Genomic DNA, 14,803 nt, shown 5'->3' with positions numbered 1-14,803 from the left:
GATGTTGATCGCATCATCCGGCCTGCCCGGCACACGGGGCCCAAGCGTTACCGCGGTGCTGTTACGGACATGCGTGGCCGTCGGTCTGCGGCAGGGCGCTTGCACGGCTGTGCCGATGCCGGCAAAGCGGCCATACCGGGCGGCAAGCATCAGCCCGCCAGGGGGTGCGCATGGCGTTGACCCTGCCTGTTGAGCGGCGCGGATGGATCGTCGCGGCGCTGGGGGTGGCCCAGACCATCGGCTGGGCCTCCAGCTATTACATTCCGGCCGTGCTGGCTGCGCCAATGGCGGCAAGCTTCGACCTGTCTCCGGTCTGGGTCTTCGGGGCGTTTTCCATCGCGATGGTGGTCTCGGCCACGATCGGGCCCTGGGCCGGGGCGCGTATCGACCGGATCGGCGGGCGGGGCGTCCTGATCCTGTCCAACCTGGTCTTTGCCCTGGGGTTGGGGCTTCTTAGCCTTGCCGCTTCGCCGGGGATGCTGTTCCTCGGATGGGCAATCTTGGGTCTCGGCATGGGCATGGGGCTTTACGAGGCCGCCTTTGCCACCCTGGCCGGCATCTACGGCAAGGAGGCGCGCGGTCCGATCACCGGCATCACCTTGATCGCCGGCTTCGCCAGCACGGTTGGCTGGCCCTTGTCCGGGCTGATGCTGGCCACCTGGGGCTGGCGCGAGGCCTGCCTGGGCTGGGCGCTGATCCACCTGGGGCTGGCCCTGCCTCTGAACGCGCTGTTGCCGAAAGGGACGGAACGGATCGTGCCGACGGTGGCCGAGACCGCGGACGGCCCGCCGCCCTCGCGCCGGGCGTTGTGGCTGCTGGCCTTCGTCTTTGCGGTGACCTGGTTCAACTCGACCGCGATGGCTGCGCATCTGCCGGGCCTGTTGCAGGCGGCGGGGGCGAGCGGCGCCATGGCGATCGCCGCCGGGGCGCTGATCGGCCCGGCGCAGGTGGCCGCGCGAGTGCTGGAGTTCGGGCTTCTGCGGCGGTTCCATCCGCTGATCTCGGCCCGGCTGGCGGCCTCGGCGCATCCGCTGGCCGCCGTCTGCCTGGTCGGGTTCGGGGGGCCTGCCGCCTATGCCTTCGCCCTGCTGCACGGGGCGGGCAACGGGATCCTGACCATCGCCAAGGGCACCCTGCCGCTGGCGCTGTTTGGAGCCGCCGGATATGGCGCGCGGCTTGGCTGGCTGAATGCCCCGGCGCGGGTGTTGCAGGCTGCCGCGCCGCTGATCTTCGGGGCGGCGCTGGCGGCCTGGGGGCTGCAGGCGATCTGGCTGACCGCGGGGATCGGAGTGCTGGCGACGCTGGCGCTTCTGGCGATCAGGCGCGGCTGAGCCTGCGGGCTGACAGCCAGCTTGCCAGCGCCATGGCGCCTGCCGTGGCCAGGCACAGCGGCAGGCCGCCGATCTGGTAGCTGAGACCGGACAGTAGCGTTCCGACCAGCCGCCCCGCGGCATTCGCCATGTAATAGAAGCCCACGTCCCGCGTGATGCGCTCGGCCGATCCGAAGGCGAGGATCAGGTAGGAATGAACCGAGGAATTGACCGCGAAGACAAAGCCGAAGACCAGAAGCCCCCCGATCAGCGTCGCCGTCAGCCAGGGCGCTGGCCCTCCCGCCGCCCAGGCCGCCACGGCCAGCAGGAAAGGGATCGGCACCAGCAGGCCCGCCCAGAAGATTGCCTTGCGCGTCGTCTCGGCCTCGGGCTGGCCCTTGGCGCCCAGAAGGCGGGGAGCCGCGGCCTGCACCGCGCCATAGGCGATGATCCAGAGCGCGAGAAACCCGCCGATCAGGAAGAAGGCCGCGCGCCGGCCCTCGGGGGTGCCGTCGGACAGCACCGCCTGGAAATAGACCGGGATACCAACGACGAACCACACGTCGCGGGCCCCGAACAGGAACATCCGGGCAAGGCTCAGCCGGTTCACCCGCGCGTCCTTCGACCGCCAGCCGCCCCAGGCCTCGTCCGCCTTCATCCGCCCCGGCAGGCCTGCGGGCAGGAACAGGACCACCGCGATCAGGATAACGGCCAGCACCGCGGCCATCCCCCAGACCGCCGCCCGGAACCCCGCCAGCGCCAGAAGCGCCGCGCCAAGGAAGAAGCCCAGGCCCTTCACCGCGTTCTTCGACCCGGTGAGCAGCGCCACCCAGCGGAACAACCCGCCATCCTCTTTCGGGGCCAGCAGTTTCACGGCGGATTTCGACGACATCTTGGCCAGATCCTTGGCCACACCCGAGACGCCCTGCACCGCCATCACGAAGACGACCGAGGCCGGGATCGACCAGCCGGGGTCAAGCTGCGCCAGCGCCACGAGGGCCCCGATCTGCAAGGCGAGCCCGCCATACAGCGTCGCGGCCAGGCCGAAGCGCGCGGCCAGCCAGCCGGCGGCGAGGTTGGTGACGATGCCGGCGACTTCATACAGCAGGAACAGCCAGGCCAGCTGGATCGGCGTGAAGCCGAGGCTGTTGAAATGCAACAGCACCAGCATCCTGAGCGCGCCGTCCGACAGCATGAAGGCCCAGTAGACTGCCGTGACGGCAGCATAGGCGCGAATGGGGTTCGGTGCGGTCATCGGCGGGGCCTGAGGCTGGCGGGCGGACCGGGGGTTTTCCACCCCCGGACCCCCGGAGGATATTTCGGAACGGAAGAAGGGGTCAGAGGCTGGATGCGACCATGCGCGCGATGTCGGCCAGCCGGCAAGCATAGCCCCATTCGTTGTCATACCACGCATAGACCTTCACCTGAGTGCCGTTGATGACCATGGTCGAGGGGCCATCGACGATCGAGGACCGCGGGTCGTTGGTGAAATCGCAGGAGACGAGCGGGCGCGTCTCGTAGCCGAGGATCCCTTTCAACGGGCCTTCGGCGGCGGCGGCAAAGAGGGCGTTGACCTCGTCGGCCGTGGTGGGCCGCTCGACCTCGAACACGCAATCGGTCAGCGAGGCGTTCAGCAGCGGCACCCGCACCGCATGGCCGTTCAGGCGCCCCTTCAGTTCCGGGTAGATCAGCGTGATCGCGGTGGCGCTGCCCGTGGTGGTCGGGATCAGGTTCATCAGCGCCGAACGCGCCCGGCGCATGTCCTTGGCCGGGCGGTCCACGATGGTCTGGGTGTTGGTCACGTCATGGATCGTGGTGATCGAGCCGTGCCGGATGCCGAGGTTTTCATGGATCACCTTGACCACCGGGGCCAGGCAGTTGGTGGTGCAGGAGGCGGCGGTGATGAGGTTTTGCGATCCGTCATAGAGGTGATGGTTCACCCCATAGACCAGGTTCAGGGCGCCGCCGTCCTTGACCGGGGCAGAGACCACGACCTTCTTCACCCCGGCGGCGTGGTAGGGCGCGACCTTGGCGGCGGTCTTGAAGACGCCGGTGCAGTCGATCACCAGATCGACGCCCAGTTCGCCCAGCGGCAGGGCCTCGATGGTCTTTTCATGGGTCAGGCGGATCCTCTGCCCGCCCAGCATCAGGGCGCTGTCTGCGGCCGAAACCGGGGTATGCCAGCGGCCGTGGACACTGTCGAACTCCAGCAGCAGCGCGTGCTGTTCGGCATCGCCGACCGGATCGTTCAGCAGCACGATCTCGCCGCCCGCACCGGTGTCGATCAGGTCGCGCAGGACGAGTTTTCCGATCCGGCCAAGGCCGTTGAGTGCGATCCGGGCCATGGCTCAGGCCTTCGCTTCGGTGTCGGCGCCGATGGCGTCCACGCGGGCCTGCAGCGACAGGCGGCTCAGGCTCTCGAACGGCAGTTCGACGAAGGCCGCGATCCGGCGGCGCAGGGCGGCATAGGTCTGGGCAAACACCAGCGCCTTTTCCGCATCGGTCCCGGTCGCCTTCACCGGGTCGGGCAGACCCCAGTGGCCGGTGATCGGCTGTCCCGGCCAGGGCGGGCATTCCTCGGCCGCCGCCGTGTCGCAGACGGTGAAGACAAAATCCATCACGATGGAATCGGGCTTCTGGAAATCCGAAATGTGCTTGGACCGCAGGCCTTTCACGTCATGGCCATTGCGGCGCAGCACATCCAGCGCGAAAGGGTTCAGTTCGGTTCCCGGCCGCGTTCCGGCCGAAAAGGCCTGAAACCTGCCCTTGCCCAGATCGCGCAGAAGCGCCTCGGCGAAGATCGACCGGGCCGAGTTGCCCGAGCAGATGAAGAGTACGTCGAAATCGGTGTCACGCATGGCGGGATCCTTCTGCTCGGGGAAAAGAGGGGAAATGAGGTCGGGCCGGCCGCGGCCCACATCCAGCGCGAGATAGCCGATCAGGCCCTCGGTCGCGTCCAGATCGACCGCGTAGTAAAGGGAACGGCCGTGCCGGGTGACGCTGACCAGGCCCGAGGCAGTCAGGTCCGCAAGGTGATGGGAAAGAGTGTTCTGCTTAAGGTCCAGCGCCTCGGCAATCTCTGTCGGGCGCACTCCTTTCGGAGCAAAGCGCATGAGCAGGCGAAATACGGTCAGCCGACCGGGATGGCCGAGCGTGGCGAAGGCATGGGCAGCGCGATTCAGTTCCATGTTTCCCGAATGCAGGAAACTAAAGCCCGCGTCCAGTGAAGGTTTCATGACGGTCGGGCCTTGCGATATGGGCCCGGCTGCAGAATGGCAGCACAGCCGCATGCCTTGTCGCGCGGGGACGGGTGCGGAATTCCGCGATTGCCAGCACCCTCCCGCTGCGCCTATGCTGTCGCCCATGATGCCGAGCCGCCGTTCCCAACCCCGCATCGCGGGCATTCTGGCGCTGCCGGTCCCCTTGAACAATCGCCATCTCCGGCATGACAGCGCAAGGATATGCCACACCGACCGACGACCAGGCGACCTGGCGCGACGCAAGTCCGCCACCCGGCCGACTGCCGCCGCACATGGTAGCGTTCCTTCAGGGCGGGGTGGCCCCGATCCTCGGGGTTCGGGGTGTTGATGGCCGGCCGCTTGTCGGTTCCGCAACGGCCTGCCGGGTGCACGAGGCGACGGTGGTCCGGCTGTTTCTTGACCGTGCGCGAAACGCCCCGCTGCTTCAGGCGATCCGGGCCGGCAGCGCGATAGCCGCGACCTTTTCCAGCGCGCGCGACCACCGGTCGATCCAGCTCAAGGCCCCATCCGCGCTGGTCGGCGACCCCGAGCCGGAAGATCTTCCCGAAATCACCCGTCAATGCGTCATCCTGTCGGATGAACTGATGGATCTGGGATATACGCGGGCACAGGCGCTGGCCTATGTGGCCTTCGACCCCGCCTGCCTTGCGGTGGTCGAGTTCCAGCCAGATCGCGTGTTCACCCAGACCCCGGGCCCCGGCGCCGGGGCAGAGTTGCGGCGATGACTGTCTGCGGCCTTCGGGCCCTGCGCGGCGCAATGGAGGGGATCGCGGCTTCGCTGCTGTCCACCTGCGACGCCGACGGGCGGCCCAATGTCTCGATGATCAGCCAGGTCCACTGGGTGGATGATGACCATGTGGCGCTGTCGTGGCAGTTCTTCAACAAGACCCGGGCCAATCTCCTGGCCACCGGCAAGGCCTGCGTCGAGATCTTCGACCCCCGCACACATGCCCGCTATCGTCTGCATCTCGACCATGTGGAGACCCGCACCGAAGGACCGCTTTACGAAATGATGAAGGCGCGCCTTGCCGGCATCGCCTCGCATCACGGGCTGGAGGGGGTGTTCCGTCTGCTGGGGGCCGACATCTTTCGCGTGGTGGGGGTCGAGCAGCTCACAGCTCCGGTGGTAGCGCGGCAGGACGACCGCCCGCCGCTTCTGTCGGCCGTGCGCAGCTGCATCGACGATCTGGCGCGCTGCCGCGACTTCGACGATCTGGCCGATGCGCTGCTGGACGGGGTGGTAAGGCATCTGCGCATTCCCCATGCCATCCTGCTGATGGCCGAAGGCGACGGCCGGCTGTTTGCCATCGGATCGCGCGGCTATCCCTCGTCAGGCGTCGGGGCCGAGATACTGCCGGGCGAGGGCGTGATCGGTGTGGCTGCACGCGAAGCTGTGCCCATCCGCATCGGCCACCTCAGCGCCGACTACCGCTATGGTGCGGCGCTGGGCGCGGCGGCGCGACAGGCCGGGCTTGTCGCCGGAGAACCGCACGGTGTGCCCTTCCCTGGCCTAGGCGATCCGCACAGTCAGATCGCGGTGCCCATCCTGTCGGCGGGCAGGGTGCTGGGTGTGCTGTTCTGCGAAGCACGCGAAATCATGCGCTTCGATCATGAGCACGAGGATGCGCTGATGCTGCTGGCCGGCTATCTGGGTGCGCTTGCCACCCTGCTTGGCGAGGATGAGCCACGGCCTGCCGACACATCCGGGCTGCCGGCCGATCCCCCTTCGGGCCTTGTGACCGTGCGGCACTTCGCTCGCGACGACAGCGTGTTTTTGGACGGCGACTACCTGATCAAGGGCGTTGCCGGTGCGATCCTGTGGCGCCTGCTGCGGCAGAATGCCGAGTCAGGCCGCACGGACTTCTCTACCCGCGAACTGCGGCTTGACCGCACCCTGCGCCTGCCCGCCCACGCCGAAAATCTGGACGCCCGGCTGGTGCTGCTGCGGCGGCGGCTGGACGAAAGGGGTGCCTGCCTCAGGATCGAGAAGACCGGTCGGGGCCGGTTCCGCCTGATCGCGGCCTGCGGGATCCGCCTGAAGGAAATGGGCGAGGCCGCTACGCCGGCCGGCTGACCGTTCAAGGCGCTTAGCATTCTTTTACGGATTCCTGCCGGGAGACTTAGCAAGCGTCCGGCCCCTGCTTCGCCTATGACACCCGCCAGGCGAAAGCCGGTTCGGTCAGCCCGGTTGGCTGCAATCCCTTTCCGGTCATCGCCACCACAAACCAGACAAGGACCGGTGCTGCTTGCGCCGGTCGCAACAGCAATCGGGCAGGCCTTTGCCCGGAACAGGAACGACATGAACGCCGAAATTCTCAGGCGCCGGGTCTCCGGCGCCGTCATCACTGCCTTGGAACCAGCCTTCGGCGCGGATCACGACGCACTGGTCTGGAACGGTCGCAAGCCGGCGCACCGGGCCGGACTCATCGTTCGCGCCGCATCGGTCGCCGACGTGCAGGAGGCGGTCCGCTTTGCCGCTGCCAACGGGCTTACCGTGTCGCCGCGCGGGGGCGGCCATCACTTCACCGGGGTTGCGACGCGGGCCGACATGGTGATCGACCTCGGCGCACTGAATGGCCTGCGGATCGACGCAACGGCCCGAAAGGCGCGGGCGGAACCTGGCGTCACCAACCTTCAGATGGCCACGGCTCTAGATCGGAAGGGCTTGGCCTTTCCGCTTGGCCATTGCGGCAGCGTACCGATGAGCGGCTATCTTCTGGGCGGCGGCGTCGGCTGGAACGGTGGCGCCTGGGGTATGGCCTGCGGTCTGGTGACTTCAGCCGAAGTCGTTCTGGCGGATGGCCGCCTTGTTACTGTCTCGGCAACCGAGAACCCCGAGATCTTCTGGGCCGTGCGGGGCGCAGGCCCGGGCTTCTTCGGGGTCGTCACCGCATGGCATCTGGACCTGAAGCTTGCGCCCGCCGTGATCGAGACGGTGGTGCGGGTCTATCCCGGCAAGATGGCAGACGAGGTTGCCTCCTGGGCAGAAACGGTGATGGCCAAGGCCCCCACCGCGGTCGAGTTTACCGCAAAGGTGGCGGCAGGGCCAGCTGGCCCGATCATCGCCGTGATCGCCACAGTGTTTGCCGACAGCGCCGAGGCCGCGCGTATGGTGCATGCGGACCTTGCCCTGGGCGCACCCCCGGCGCTGGACCAGATCGGTCCGATGCAGTCGCCGCTTGCGGGCCTGTATATGGCGACCGATCCGTCTGTGCCGGCCGGTCGGCGCTATCGTGCGGATTCGGTCTGGTCGGATGGTTCGCTGGGCCAGATTCTGGGCCATGTGGTGGAAGGGATGGCCCGTGCGCCTTCGGCGGAAACCTTCGCGGTCCTCACCCTGGCTCCGAACGCCGTTCCCCTGCCGGCAGATGCCGCCTTTTCTTGCGGCGGACGCATTTTCGGCGCCATTTACGCGCTGTGGGCCGACGCGGCCGAGGATCCGCGCAACTCGGCCTGGCTGCACGGGCTGATCGCCGAGATCGCGCCGCTTGCAACGGGTGCCTACGTCGGGCTGTGCGACCTTGACCGTCCGGGCGGCCATCTGCCCACGCATTCCGAAGCGGCGTCGCTTCGCCTTGCCGCCCTGAGCAGACGGTTCGACCCCGCCGGGGTGTTTGCATCCGCACCGGCGGCTGTCGTTCAGGCCGCCGAATGATGCCCGCATCGACATGGGGTGAACCCCCGGAAAGGAAGATCAGGATGAAATCCCTTGCATTCCCGATGGTATTCGGCCTCGCCTTCACCACTCCGGCCCTGTCGGCGGACCCGGACGCAGAGCAGATCGCGCGCGGGGCATACCTGGCCACGATCATGGACTGCGCCGGGTGCCACATGCCTCGGGGCGCCGACGGCGCCCTGATCATCGAGGCAGGCCTGTCGGGCGGCACCATAGGCTTCGAGATCCCCGGCCTCGGCATCTTCTGGCCGCCCAACCTGACGCCCGACGCATCCGGGCTGGGCGGCTGGAGCGATGCCGAAATCGCTGCGGCGATCATCGGCGGCACCGCACGGGACGGGCGCATGCTGGCCCCGGTCATGCCGTCGCCGTCTTATGCCGCCCTTGCACCTGAGGATCTAAACGCGCTCATCGCCTGGCTGCGCGCACAGCCGCCCGTCGAGGCACCACGCTTCGGACCGGTCGCTGCGGCCGACGATGCCCTGGCGCCCTTCTACCAGGTGACACTGCCGCCGCAGTGAAGCCTGTCGGCCGCCCCGCTGCGTCATGCTGCCGGGGCTGCCGCCAACCGATCGTGCCGGCGCAGTCTTCAGCCTCTGCTGACCCGTGCGATCATCAATGCCGACATCACGGCGGTGCCCGCGGCAAGACCGACCCACAGGCCGGAAATGCAAAGGTCGGCCCCGTCCGCCAGCCGCAGGCCAAGGGGGGGCGCCCAGGGCCCGGTAGCCTGCAAGCGTAAGGACCATGGGTACCCGCGTGTCCTTGCGCCCGCGCAGAAGGCCTGCGGCGACCGAAACCGGGTTTGCCAGGGCCTCGGTCAGGCCAAGCATTGCCAACGTACCGACGACCAGCAAGGCGGTAGAGGCTCCGACAGGGTCGGCCTGAAACATTCGGCCTGTCAGCGGCGCGGCCATCAGGACCAGGATCAGGCAGACCGCCGATGGTGCCTGCGGCGAGGTAGAACAGGCGCGACTGAAAGTCGCTGCCGACCGCGACAGCGGCCAGCGTCCCCGCACCGAAGGCAGCCGAGACCACGAGCGTGTTGGTGACGCTCATGGCCATATTGACCAGCGCGATGCCCATGATGGGAAGGGCAAGACGGATCAGCGCGCGGGCTTCGGCAAGGGTTTGTCGAAAACGCTCGGTCGCGGGTGGCTCCGGTGCGGCCGCTGCAAGAGTGATGCCGGTCATGGGAACTGTCCCCGAAAAGGTGCGGGTTGCCGCGTCACGGGCAACCCGGTTGCGGGCGGGCAGGGGGTGCATGCCCGTCACATCGGGGAAGCTCAGCCCCAGTTGCGGTCGTGTTCGGCATGGGTGCGCAGATAGCCGCCGGGACCGAAGTGCCGGTCGTAGAAGGCCAGGTCCAGCCGGTGCGCCTGAAGATACATCTTGGCATAGACAGGCGGCACCGTGGCCGGAAAGCGCCCGAAGGTGCCGAGAACATAGTCGGCCATGATCGTGGCGATCTCGATCGCCTCGGCGTCGATCGGGGCGGCGGCCGACCGGACGGAGGCATTGTCCCGATACGGCCCGCCCTGAGCTGGGTCGAACGGCCCGCCCGCGCCGAACTTGCGCCGCACCACCGATTCCACAGCGGCGCGCATGTCGGCATGGTGCGGGGGCACATGCGCCTCGAACACGCCCGGCAGGCCGGTGACATGTGGCAGCGGATTGCCCTCCAGCATCTCGAACCGGAAGCCGAGGCCCGGCACGGCCGGATCTCCGCTCGCCCCCAGCACAGCGAATGGGTTGAGGCCGGAGTACATCCAGCCCCCCAGCCCCAATGCCTGTAGCATCAGCGCTCCGGAGTAGCAGGCCGTCCCCATCTCGACCGAGACATCGGTCATCGCATCCTGCTCGACGAAGGTCATCGGATAAGCCGCCGCGAGGTCGATCCGGTGGGCGAAGCGTTCCAGCCCAGGGATCTGGCGGTCGTTGATATCGTCGTAGATCCCGGTCCCGTTCTGCACGAGGTAGAGCAGCATCAGGATGACATGCTGGGCGAGGTCTGCCACCGGCCAGATCAGGGTCGAGCCGGGAACGTTCGCGCACCACCTGTTGTGCCCCTCCATGTAGGGCATCTCGGCGGGCAGGTTCAGCCGACCGTCAGCAAGCTTTACGATCCGCGCGCGATGGGCCTTGACCCAGGCATGCAGGTCGCGATTTCCGGTTTCGGGCACCGGTGTCATGTCCCGCGTGGGCAGGAAATAGACGCCGGTATCGTCGGTGAAGAAGAACTCCGTCGTGTGAAAGCCGGCCGCCGAAGGGAAACTGCGCCCACCCGCCGCAGTGGTGTAGTTGGGCAGCTGCCCGGCATAGGCCGGGTGATGGGCAAAGAGATTCGCCCAGCCGGTATTGCCCGCGATCGTGGCGATCAGCAGCATTTGTTCAACCGGATCGAGCGGTTGCGGTGGCTCGGCAGAGGCAAAGGCCAGCGGGCCGGTCGGGATTGTCGCGCCCCGGGCAAAGCGGCGCGAGCGGCGGCCTTGGATCGCCTCGATCAGCGGGAAGGTGGCGGCCTGCACGACGCCACGCGGCAGGGGAGAGAAAGAATCGAGCATGAGTCTGCCTTTCGTTGCAATGTCTTCGCCCCGGGCTCTTCCGAGGCCGGCGAGCAGGGTTCCGGCGCCGATCAGTGTCGTGCCCAAAAGCCGTCTGCGGGTGATGTGGGACATGGGAGCCTCCGATGCGGGGCCATCCCGCGCCGGGCAGATGCCACGCGCTGCATCGGCGGCGTGAGGCACAGACTCGACGGAATCGGTCCGAATGTGCCATCATTGACCATGGCTACGCCTTGTTCGCCGCGCCGGATTTCCGTCTGCCTCGTTGCCGTTCCCGAGATCTCCTCGGGCGTGCTGCACGGGTTGCTCGAGGTGTTCAGCTTCGTCGGCAGCGGGTGGGAGGCGCTGACCGGTTGGAGCGCGGGCCCCTGCCGTTTCACCCCGCGAGTCGTCGCGGCAGGCCGCGAGCCGTTCCGCAATTCCATCGGCGTGGCGATCCTGCCCGACCTGTCATTCGCCGAGGCAAAGCGCGCCGATATCGTGATCGTGAGTGATCTGGCCATCGGCTATGACGAAGACCCACGCGGCCGCTGGCCCGAGGCCGTGGCTTGGCTGCGCGAACAGCAGGCGCAGGGCGCGCTGATCTGTTCGGTCTGCACCGGCTCGGTCATGCTGGCCGAGGCGGGTATCCTCGACGGGCAGCAGGCGACTTGCCACTGGGCCGTGGTGGACATGCTGCGCGACCATTACCCCGCAGTGCGGCTGCACCCCGAGCGGGTGCTGGTGCCGACAGGCAACGAACACCGGCTGGTCACGGCGGGGGCCTCAGCCTCTTGGACCGACCTCGCTCTCTATCTCGTGGCGCGTTTCTGCGGCGAGGAGGAGGCGCGACGCACGGCCAAGCTGTTCCTGTTCGGTGACCGAAGCGACGGCCAGTTGCCTTTCGCCGCCCGCGTTCGTCCGCGCCAGCACAATGATGCCGCCATAACCGCCGCGCAGGACTGGATCGCGCTGAATTACGCCGCGCCCAACCCCGTTGCAGGAATGACCGCCGCGTCGGGGCTGACAGATCGGACATTCAAGCGCCGCTTCGAGGCCGCGACCGGCTATGCGCCGCTTGATTACGTGCTGTCCTTGCGCATCGAGGAGGCCAAGCAGATGCTGGAAACTTCCGACGATCCCATCGAAGCCGTTGCAGCCGAGGTGGGCTATGCCGAGCCCGCCGCCTTCCGCCGCGTCTTCAAGCGATCGACGGGCATCGCGCCAGCACAGTACCGGCAGAAGTTCCGCTGGGTGGTCGAGGCCCGACCCCGCGCTGGCTGAACCCGCAGCTCGGCCCCCCCGGCCGCCAACCGGTCGCGTCGGGCCGTGCCTTTCAGGAAAGCCACGATGGCAGGGTTCGGGGGGCCTTTCCACTGACGGCGGCATCGGTGCAGGCGACAAGCCCGCCAAAGCGCACTGCCCGGCCCGAGAGACCGGGGCCATAGTGGGCATACTTGCCGGAATTGGTCATCAGGGCGCGGGTGCCCGGGGGGAAGACCGGCTCGGAGATCGAGCACCAGCACAGGTCTGGCAGCACCTGAACGCCGGCCCGTGCAAGCCGGTCCAGCGTGCCTTCGGCCCGTGCCTGGGCCACCACCGCGCGGCCCGCCGTGACGATGGTCGGCACCGCCACCTTCCGACCCGCAAGTGCATCGGCCAGCGCCCGGCATTCGAGGATCGAGGCATGCGGGCTGCCGATGGCAACCAGTTCCACCATCTCTGGTCCCTCGTTCAGGGTGTTCCATCCTGCCACCATGTCGGCGCGCGTGATCCGGGCGTGATCGGCATCCGGTGCGATGCGGTGGGCTTCGGGTGTAACGCCTTCCACATGCAGCATCGGCGCGGCAGACGTGGTGCCGAAGGCGGCGCACAGGGCCTTGAGGTCTTCCGCTTTGGGCGCTGCCGCCGACAGCCCGCGCAAGAGCGGGATGCGGTCGGGTGCGGCCTTGCCTGCCAGCCAGCCGATCAGCGGCCAGAACGCATCGTCAAAGCCTTCCGGAAGGTCGATGTCGATGATGCGCGTGGCTTGGCGGTTCTCGTCCAGATAGACACCCGACAGAGGTGCCCGGCCGGTCATCGCGGTGCAAAGGTCCAGGAAATCCGGGTGTTTTGCTGTCCGTGCCCCAAGGACGCTGTTGGCATAGATCACCGCGTTTGATTCCGACCAGGCGATGGCCTCGCCTTCAGTGGGCGCCGAATCCAGCAGATAGGGCGAACAGGTGAAGGTCGGCTGGCAACCCATCCGCACATAGGCATCCGCCAGCCTTTGCGCCGGGCCGCCGAAGGTTGGTGGCACGCCCTGTGCGCGCCAGTTCGCGTGATCGACCGAGATTGCGTTCATCGTGGTGGGGATGCGCACCTTCGCCCCCATGTTGGCCATCTTCTCGGCAAATGTCAGGTTGGCGGGGCTGGCGTAGATGCAGCCATCGATGTGGCTCTGAGTCACGTCGATCAGCCGTGTCGCCCCCTGATTGACCGCCATGTGGCAGAGAATGCGCATGGCCTGCGCCGTGGCCTCGCCTTCCTCGCCGGACAGCATCGCCCTGTCGTGGTCGGTCAGTTCAAGCGCGCCGGTCGTGGGTGGGGCGATGGGGATGGACAGGGTGTCCGACACGATCGCAGTGTCGGTGATGCGGGCCGATCCCGCCTGCGCGAGACGGGCGTGTGCCTCTTGTGAAAGGCGCAGGACGGGCAGGGGATGCCCGAACATCTCGGCCGCGATCATCGCGCCAAGGGTCACCACATCCTCCGGCTCGCAAAAGACCAGCGCCGCGGGGGCGTGCCCGTTCAGAGCCATGTCCAGCAGAACACCCGACCCTGTGCAGGATCCGCGCGTGCCGGGCATCACCAGGATGCGGCCCGCCATGTTCTGCCCGGCCAGCGGGTGATGCACGTCGATCACCCGCCCCGTGGCCGGGTCGACCCCGCCCCAGAAGCTGAGCGGTTCGGTGGTTGCAAGGATCCGGCCTTCGGCCTGACCGGAAAGAATGAAGCGCGCGTCCTGAGTCATTTGACGACAAATCCATGGGCAAAGGGGTCGCGGTCGTCGATGAAGATGGTGTTGTAGCCGGTCATCCGCGCCCATCCCGCGACCGAGGGGATGATCGCGTCGCGGCCCGCAACCTGTGTTGCGGCCTCGACCCGGCCCTTGAAGATCGAGCCGATGATGGATTCGTGGTGGAAGTCGTCGCCGACCTTCAGCTTCCCCTTGGCCGCAAGCTGCGCCATGCGGGCCGAGGTGCCGGTGCCGCAGGGGCTGCGGTCGATGGCCTTGTCGCCGTAGAAGACGGCGTTGCGGGCATGGGCGCCCGGCACGGTGGCCTTGCCGGTCCAAAGGATGTGGCTAAGGCCGGTGATCGCCGGATGTTCGGGGTGGGTGAAGTCGTATTTCGCGTTCAGCGCCGCGCGCAGTTTCGGGGACCATCCGATCAGCTCTCCGGCTGTGTGGTCGGCCATGTCGCGGAAGTTCTTCTGCGGCTCTACTATGGCATAGAAGTTGCCGCCATAGGCGACATCCACCACGATCTCGCCCAGGCCATCCACCTCGGCCGTCAAACCCTCGGCATACAGGAAGGCGGGGACGTTGGTCAGCCGCACTTCCTCGACGAAGCGGCCCTCTTGCCGGTATTCGATGTCCACCTTGCCGGCAGGCGCGTCGATCGACAGGCGACCGGGGGTGCGCGGGATGATCAGGCCATTCTCGATCCCCATGGTGATCGTGCCGATGGTACCATGGCCGCACATCGGCAGGCAGCCAGAGGTTTCGATGAACAACACCGCCACGTCGCAGTCGGGCCGGGTGGGCGGGTAAAGGATCGCACCCGACATCATGTCGTGGCCGCGGGGTTCGAACATCAGGCCGGTGCGGATCCAGTCGAACTCGCGCAGGAAATGGGCGCGGCGTTCCAGCATGGTCGCGCCTTCAAGCCGGGGGCCGCCGCCCGACACAAGGCGGACCGGATTGCCGCAGGTGTGTCCGTCGATGCAGGAAAAGGTATGCGTTGCCATGGG

12 protein-coding genes are annotated in these 14,803 nt (G+C 67.5%); 6 read left to right on the top strand and 6 right to left on the bottom strand.

Going from position 1 to position 14,803, the window contains the following annotated elements; all coding sequences use genetic code 11:
* Nucleotides 1-170: 170 nt before the first annotated feature.
* On the top strand, nt 171-1,331 hold the full coding sequence (locus EZM81_RS12810) for an MFS transporter (RefSeq protein WP_136645984.1): 1,161 nt from the start codon (nt 171-173) through the stop codon (nt 1,329-1,331).
* Here the strand turns inward: EZM81_RS12810 and arsJ are convergent.
* From arsJ to EZM81_RS12795, 3 genes are all read right to left on the bottom strand, one after another.
* Nucleotides 1,318-2,565, bottom strand: coding sequence for an organoarsenical effux MFS transporter ArsJ (gene arsJ, locus EZM81_RS12805; protein ID WP_136645983.1), 1,248 nt, complete (start codon nt 2,563-2,565; stop codon nt 1,318-1,320). The two genes, EZM81_RS12810 and arsJ, sit on opposite strands and share 14 nt — an antisense overlap.
* Nucleotides 2,566-2,647: 82 nt before the next feature.
* Complete coding sequence (locus tag EZM81_RS12800) at nt 2,648-3,655, bottom strand: ArsJ-associated glyceraldehyde-3-phosphate dehydrogenase (protein WP_136645982.1); 1,008 nt, start codon at nt 3,653-3,655, stop codon at nt 2,648-2,650.
* 3 nt (nt 3,656-3,658) lie between these two features.
* Nucleotides 3,659-4,498 (bottom strand): metalloregulator ArsR/SmtB family transcription factor, encoded by an 840-nt coding sequence (locus EZM81_RS12795; RefSeq protein ID WP_136645981.1) that lies wholly within the window; start codon nt 4,496-4,498, stop codon nt 3,659-3,661.
* Nucleotides 4,499-4,755: 257 nt separating this feature from the next.
* Here EZM81_RS12795 and EZM81_RS12790 point away from each other — a divergent pair, with 257 nt between their 5' ends.
* The 4 genes from EZM81_RS12790 to EZM81_RS12775 all read left to right on the top strand — a co-directional run bounded on the left by EZM81_RS12790 (nt 4,756) and on the right by EZM81_RS12775 (nt 8,767).
* Nucleotides 4,756-5,295, top strand: coding sequence for a hypothetical protein (locus EZM81_RS12790; protein ID WP_136645980.1), 540 nt, complete (start codon nt 4,756-4,758; stop codon nt 5,293-5,295).
* Complete coding sequence (locus tag EZM81_RS12785) at nt 5,292-6,644, top strand: GAF domain-containing protein (RefSeq protein ID WP_136645979.1); 1,353 nt, start codon at nt 5,292-5,294, stop codon at nt 6,642-6,644. Before EZM81_RS12790 ends, EZM81_RS12785 begins: the two co-directional genes overlap by 4 nt.
* A 225-nt stretch (nt 6,645-6,869) precedes the next feature.
* A complete protein-coding gene (locus EZM81_RS12780) occupies nt 6,870-8,225 on the top strand; it encodes an FAD-binding oxidoreductase (RefSeq protein ID WP_169052371.1) in 1,356 nt (451 codons plus the stop codon).
* A 44-nt stretch (nt 8,226-8,269) separates the two neighbouring features.
* Nucleotides 8,270-8,767 (top strand): c-type cytochrome, encoded by a 498-nt coding sequence (locus EZM81_RS12775; RefSeq protein WP_169052370.1) that lies wholly within the window; start codon nt 8,270-8,272, stop codon nt 8,765-8,767.
* A 765-nt stretch (nt 8,768-9,532) separates the two neighbouring features.
* Here the strand turns inward: EZM81_RS12775 and EZM81_RS12770 are convergent.
* On the bottom strand, nt 9,533-10,810 hold the full coding sequence (locus tag EZM81_RS12770; protein WP_135450389.1) for a hypothetical protein: 1,278 nt from the start codon (nt 10,808-10,810) through the stop codon (nt 9,533-9,535).
* Between the two features lie 222 nt (nt 10,811-11,032).
* Between EZM81_RS12770 and EZM81_RS12765 the strand changes: the two genes are divergently transcribed.
* Nucleotides 11,033-12,073, top strand: coding sequence for a GlxA family transcriptional regulator (locus EZM81_RS12765; RefSeq protein WP_135450390.1), 1,041 nt, complete (start codon nt 11,033-11,035; stop codon nt 12,071-12,073).
* Between the two features lie 52 nt (nt 12,074-12,125).
* On the opposite strand, the gene EZM81_RS12760 is transcribed toward EZM81_RS12765, so the two are convergent.
* Both EZM81_RS12760 and EZM81_RS12755 read right to left on the bottom strand, forming a co-directional pair.
* The gene (locus tag EZM81_RS12760) at nt 12,126-13,802 is read right to left on the bottom strand and encodes an aconitase X (protein WP_136645976.1); all 1,677 of its coding nucleotides are present in this window, start codon (nt 13,800-13,802) and stop codon (nt 12,126-12,128) included.
* Nucleotides 13,799-14,800: a 4-hydroxyproline epimerase gene (locus tag EZM81_RS12755; RefSeq protein WP_136645975.1), complete on the bottom strand. Its 1,002-nt coding sequence runs from the start codon at nt 14,798-14,800 to the stop codon at nt 13,799-13,801. Before EZM81_RS12755 ends, EZM81_RS12760 begins: the two co-directional genes overlap by 4 nt.
* Nucleotides 14,801-14,803 lie beyond the last annotated feature (3 nt).

The organism is Tabrizicola sp. YIM 78059 (assembly GCF_004959785.1).
Lineage (GTDB): Bacteria > Pseudomonadota > Alphaproteobacteria > Rhodobacterales > Rhodobacteraceae > Tabrizicola > Tabrizicola caldifontis.
Note: the sequence above shows the minus strand (reverse complement) of the source record. Positions and strands in the feature narration are given on the sequence as shown.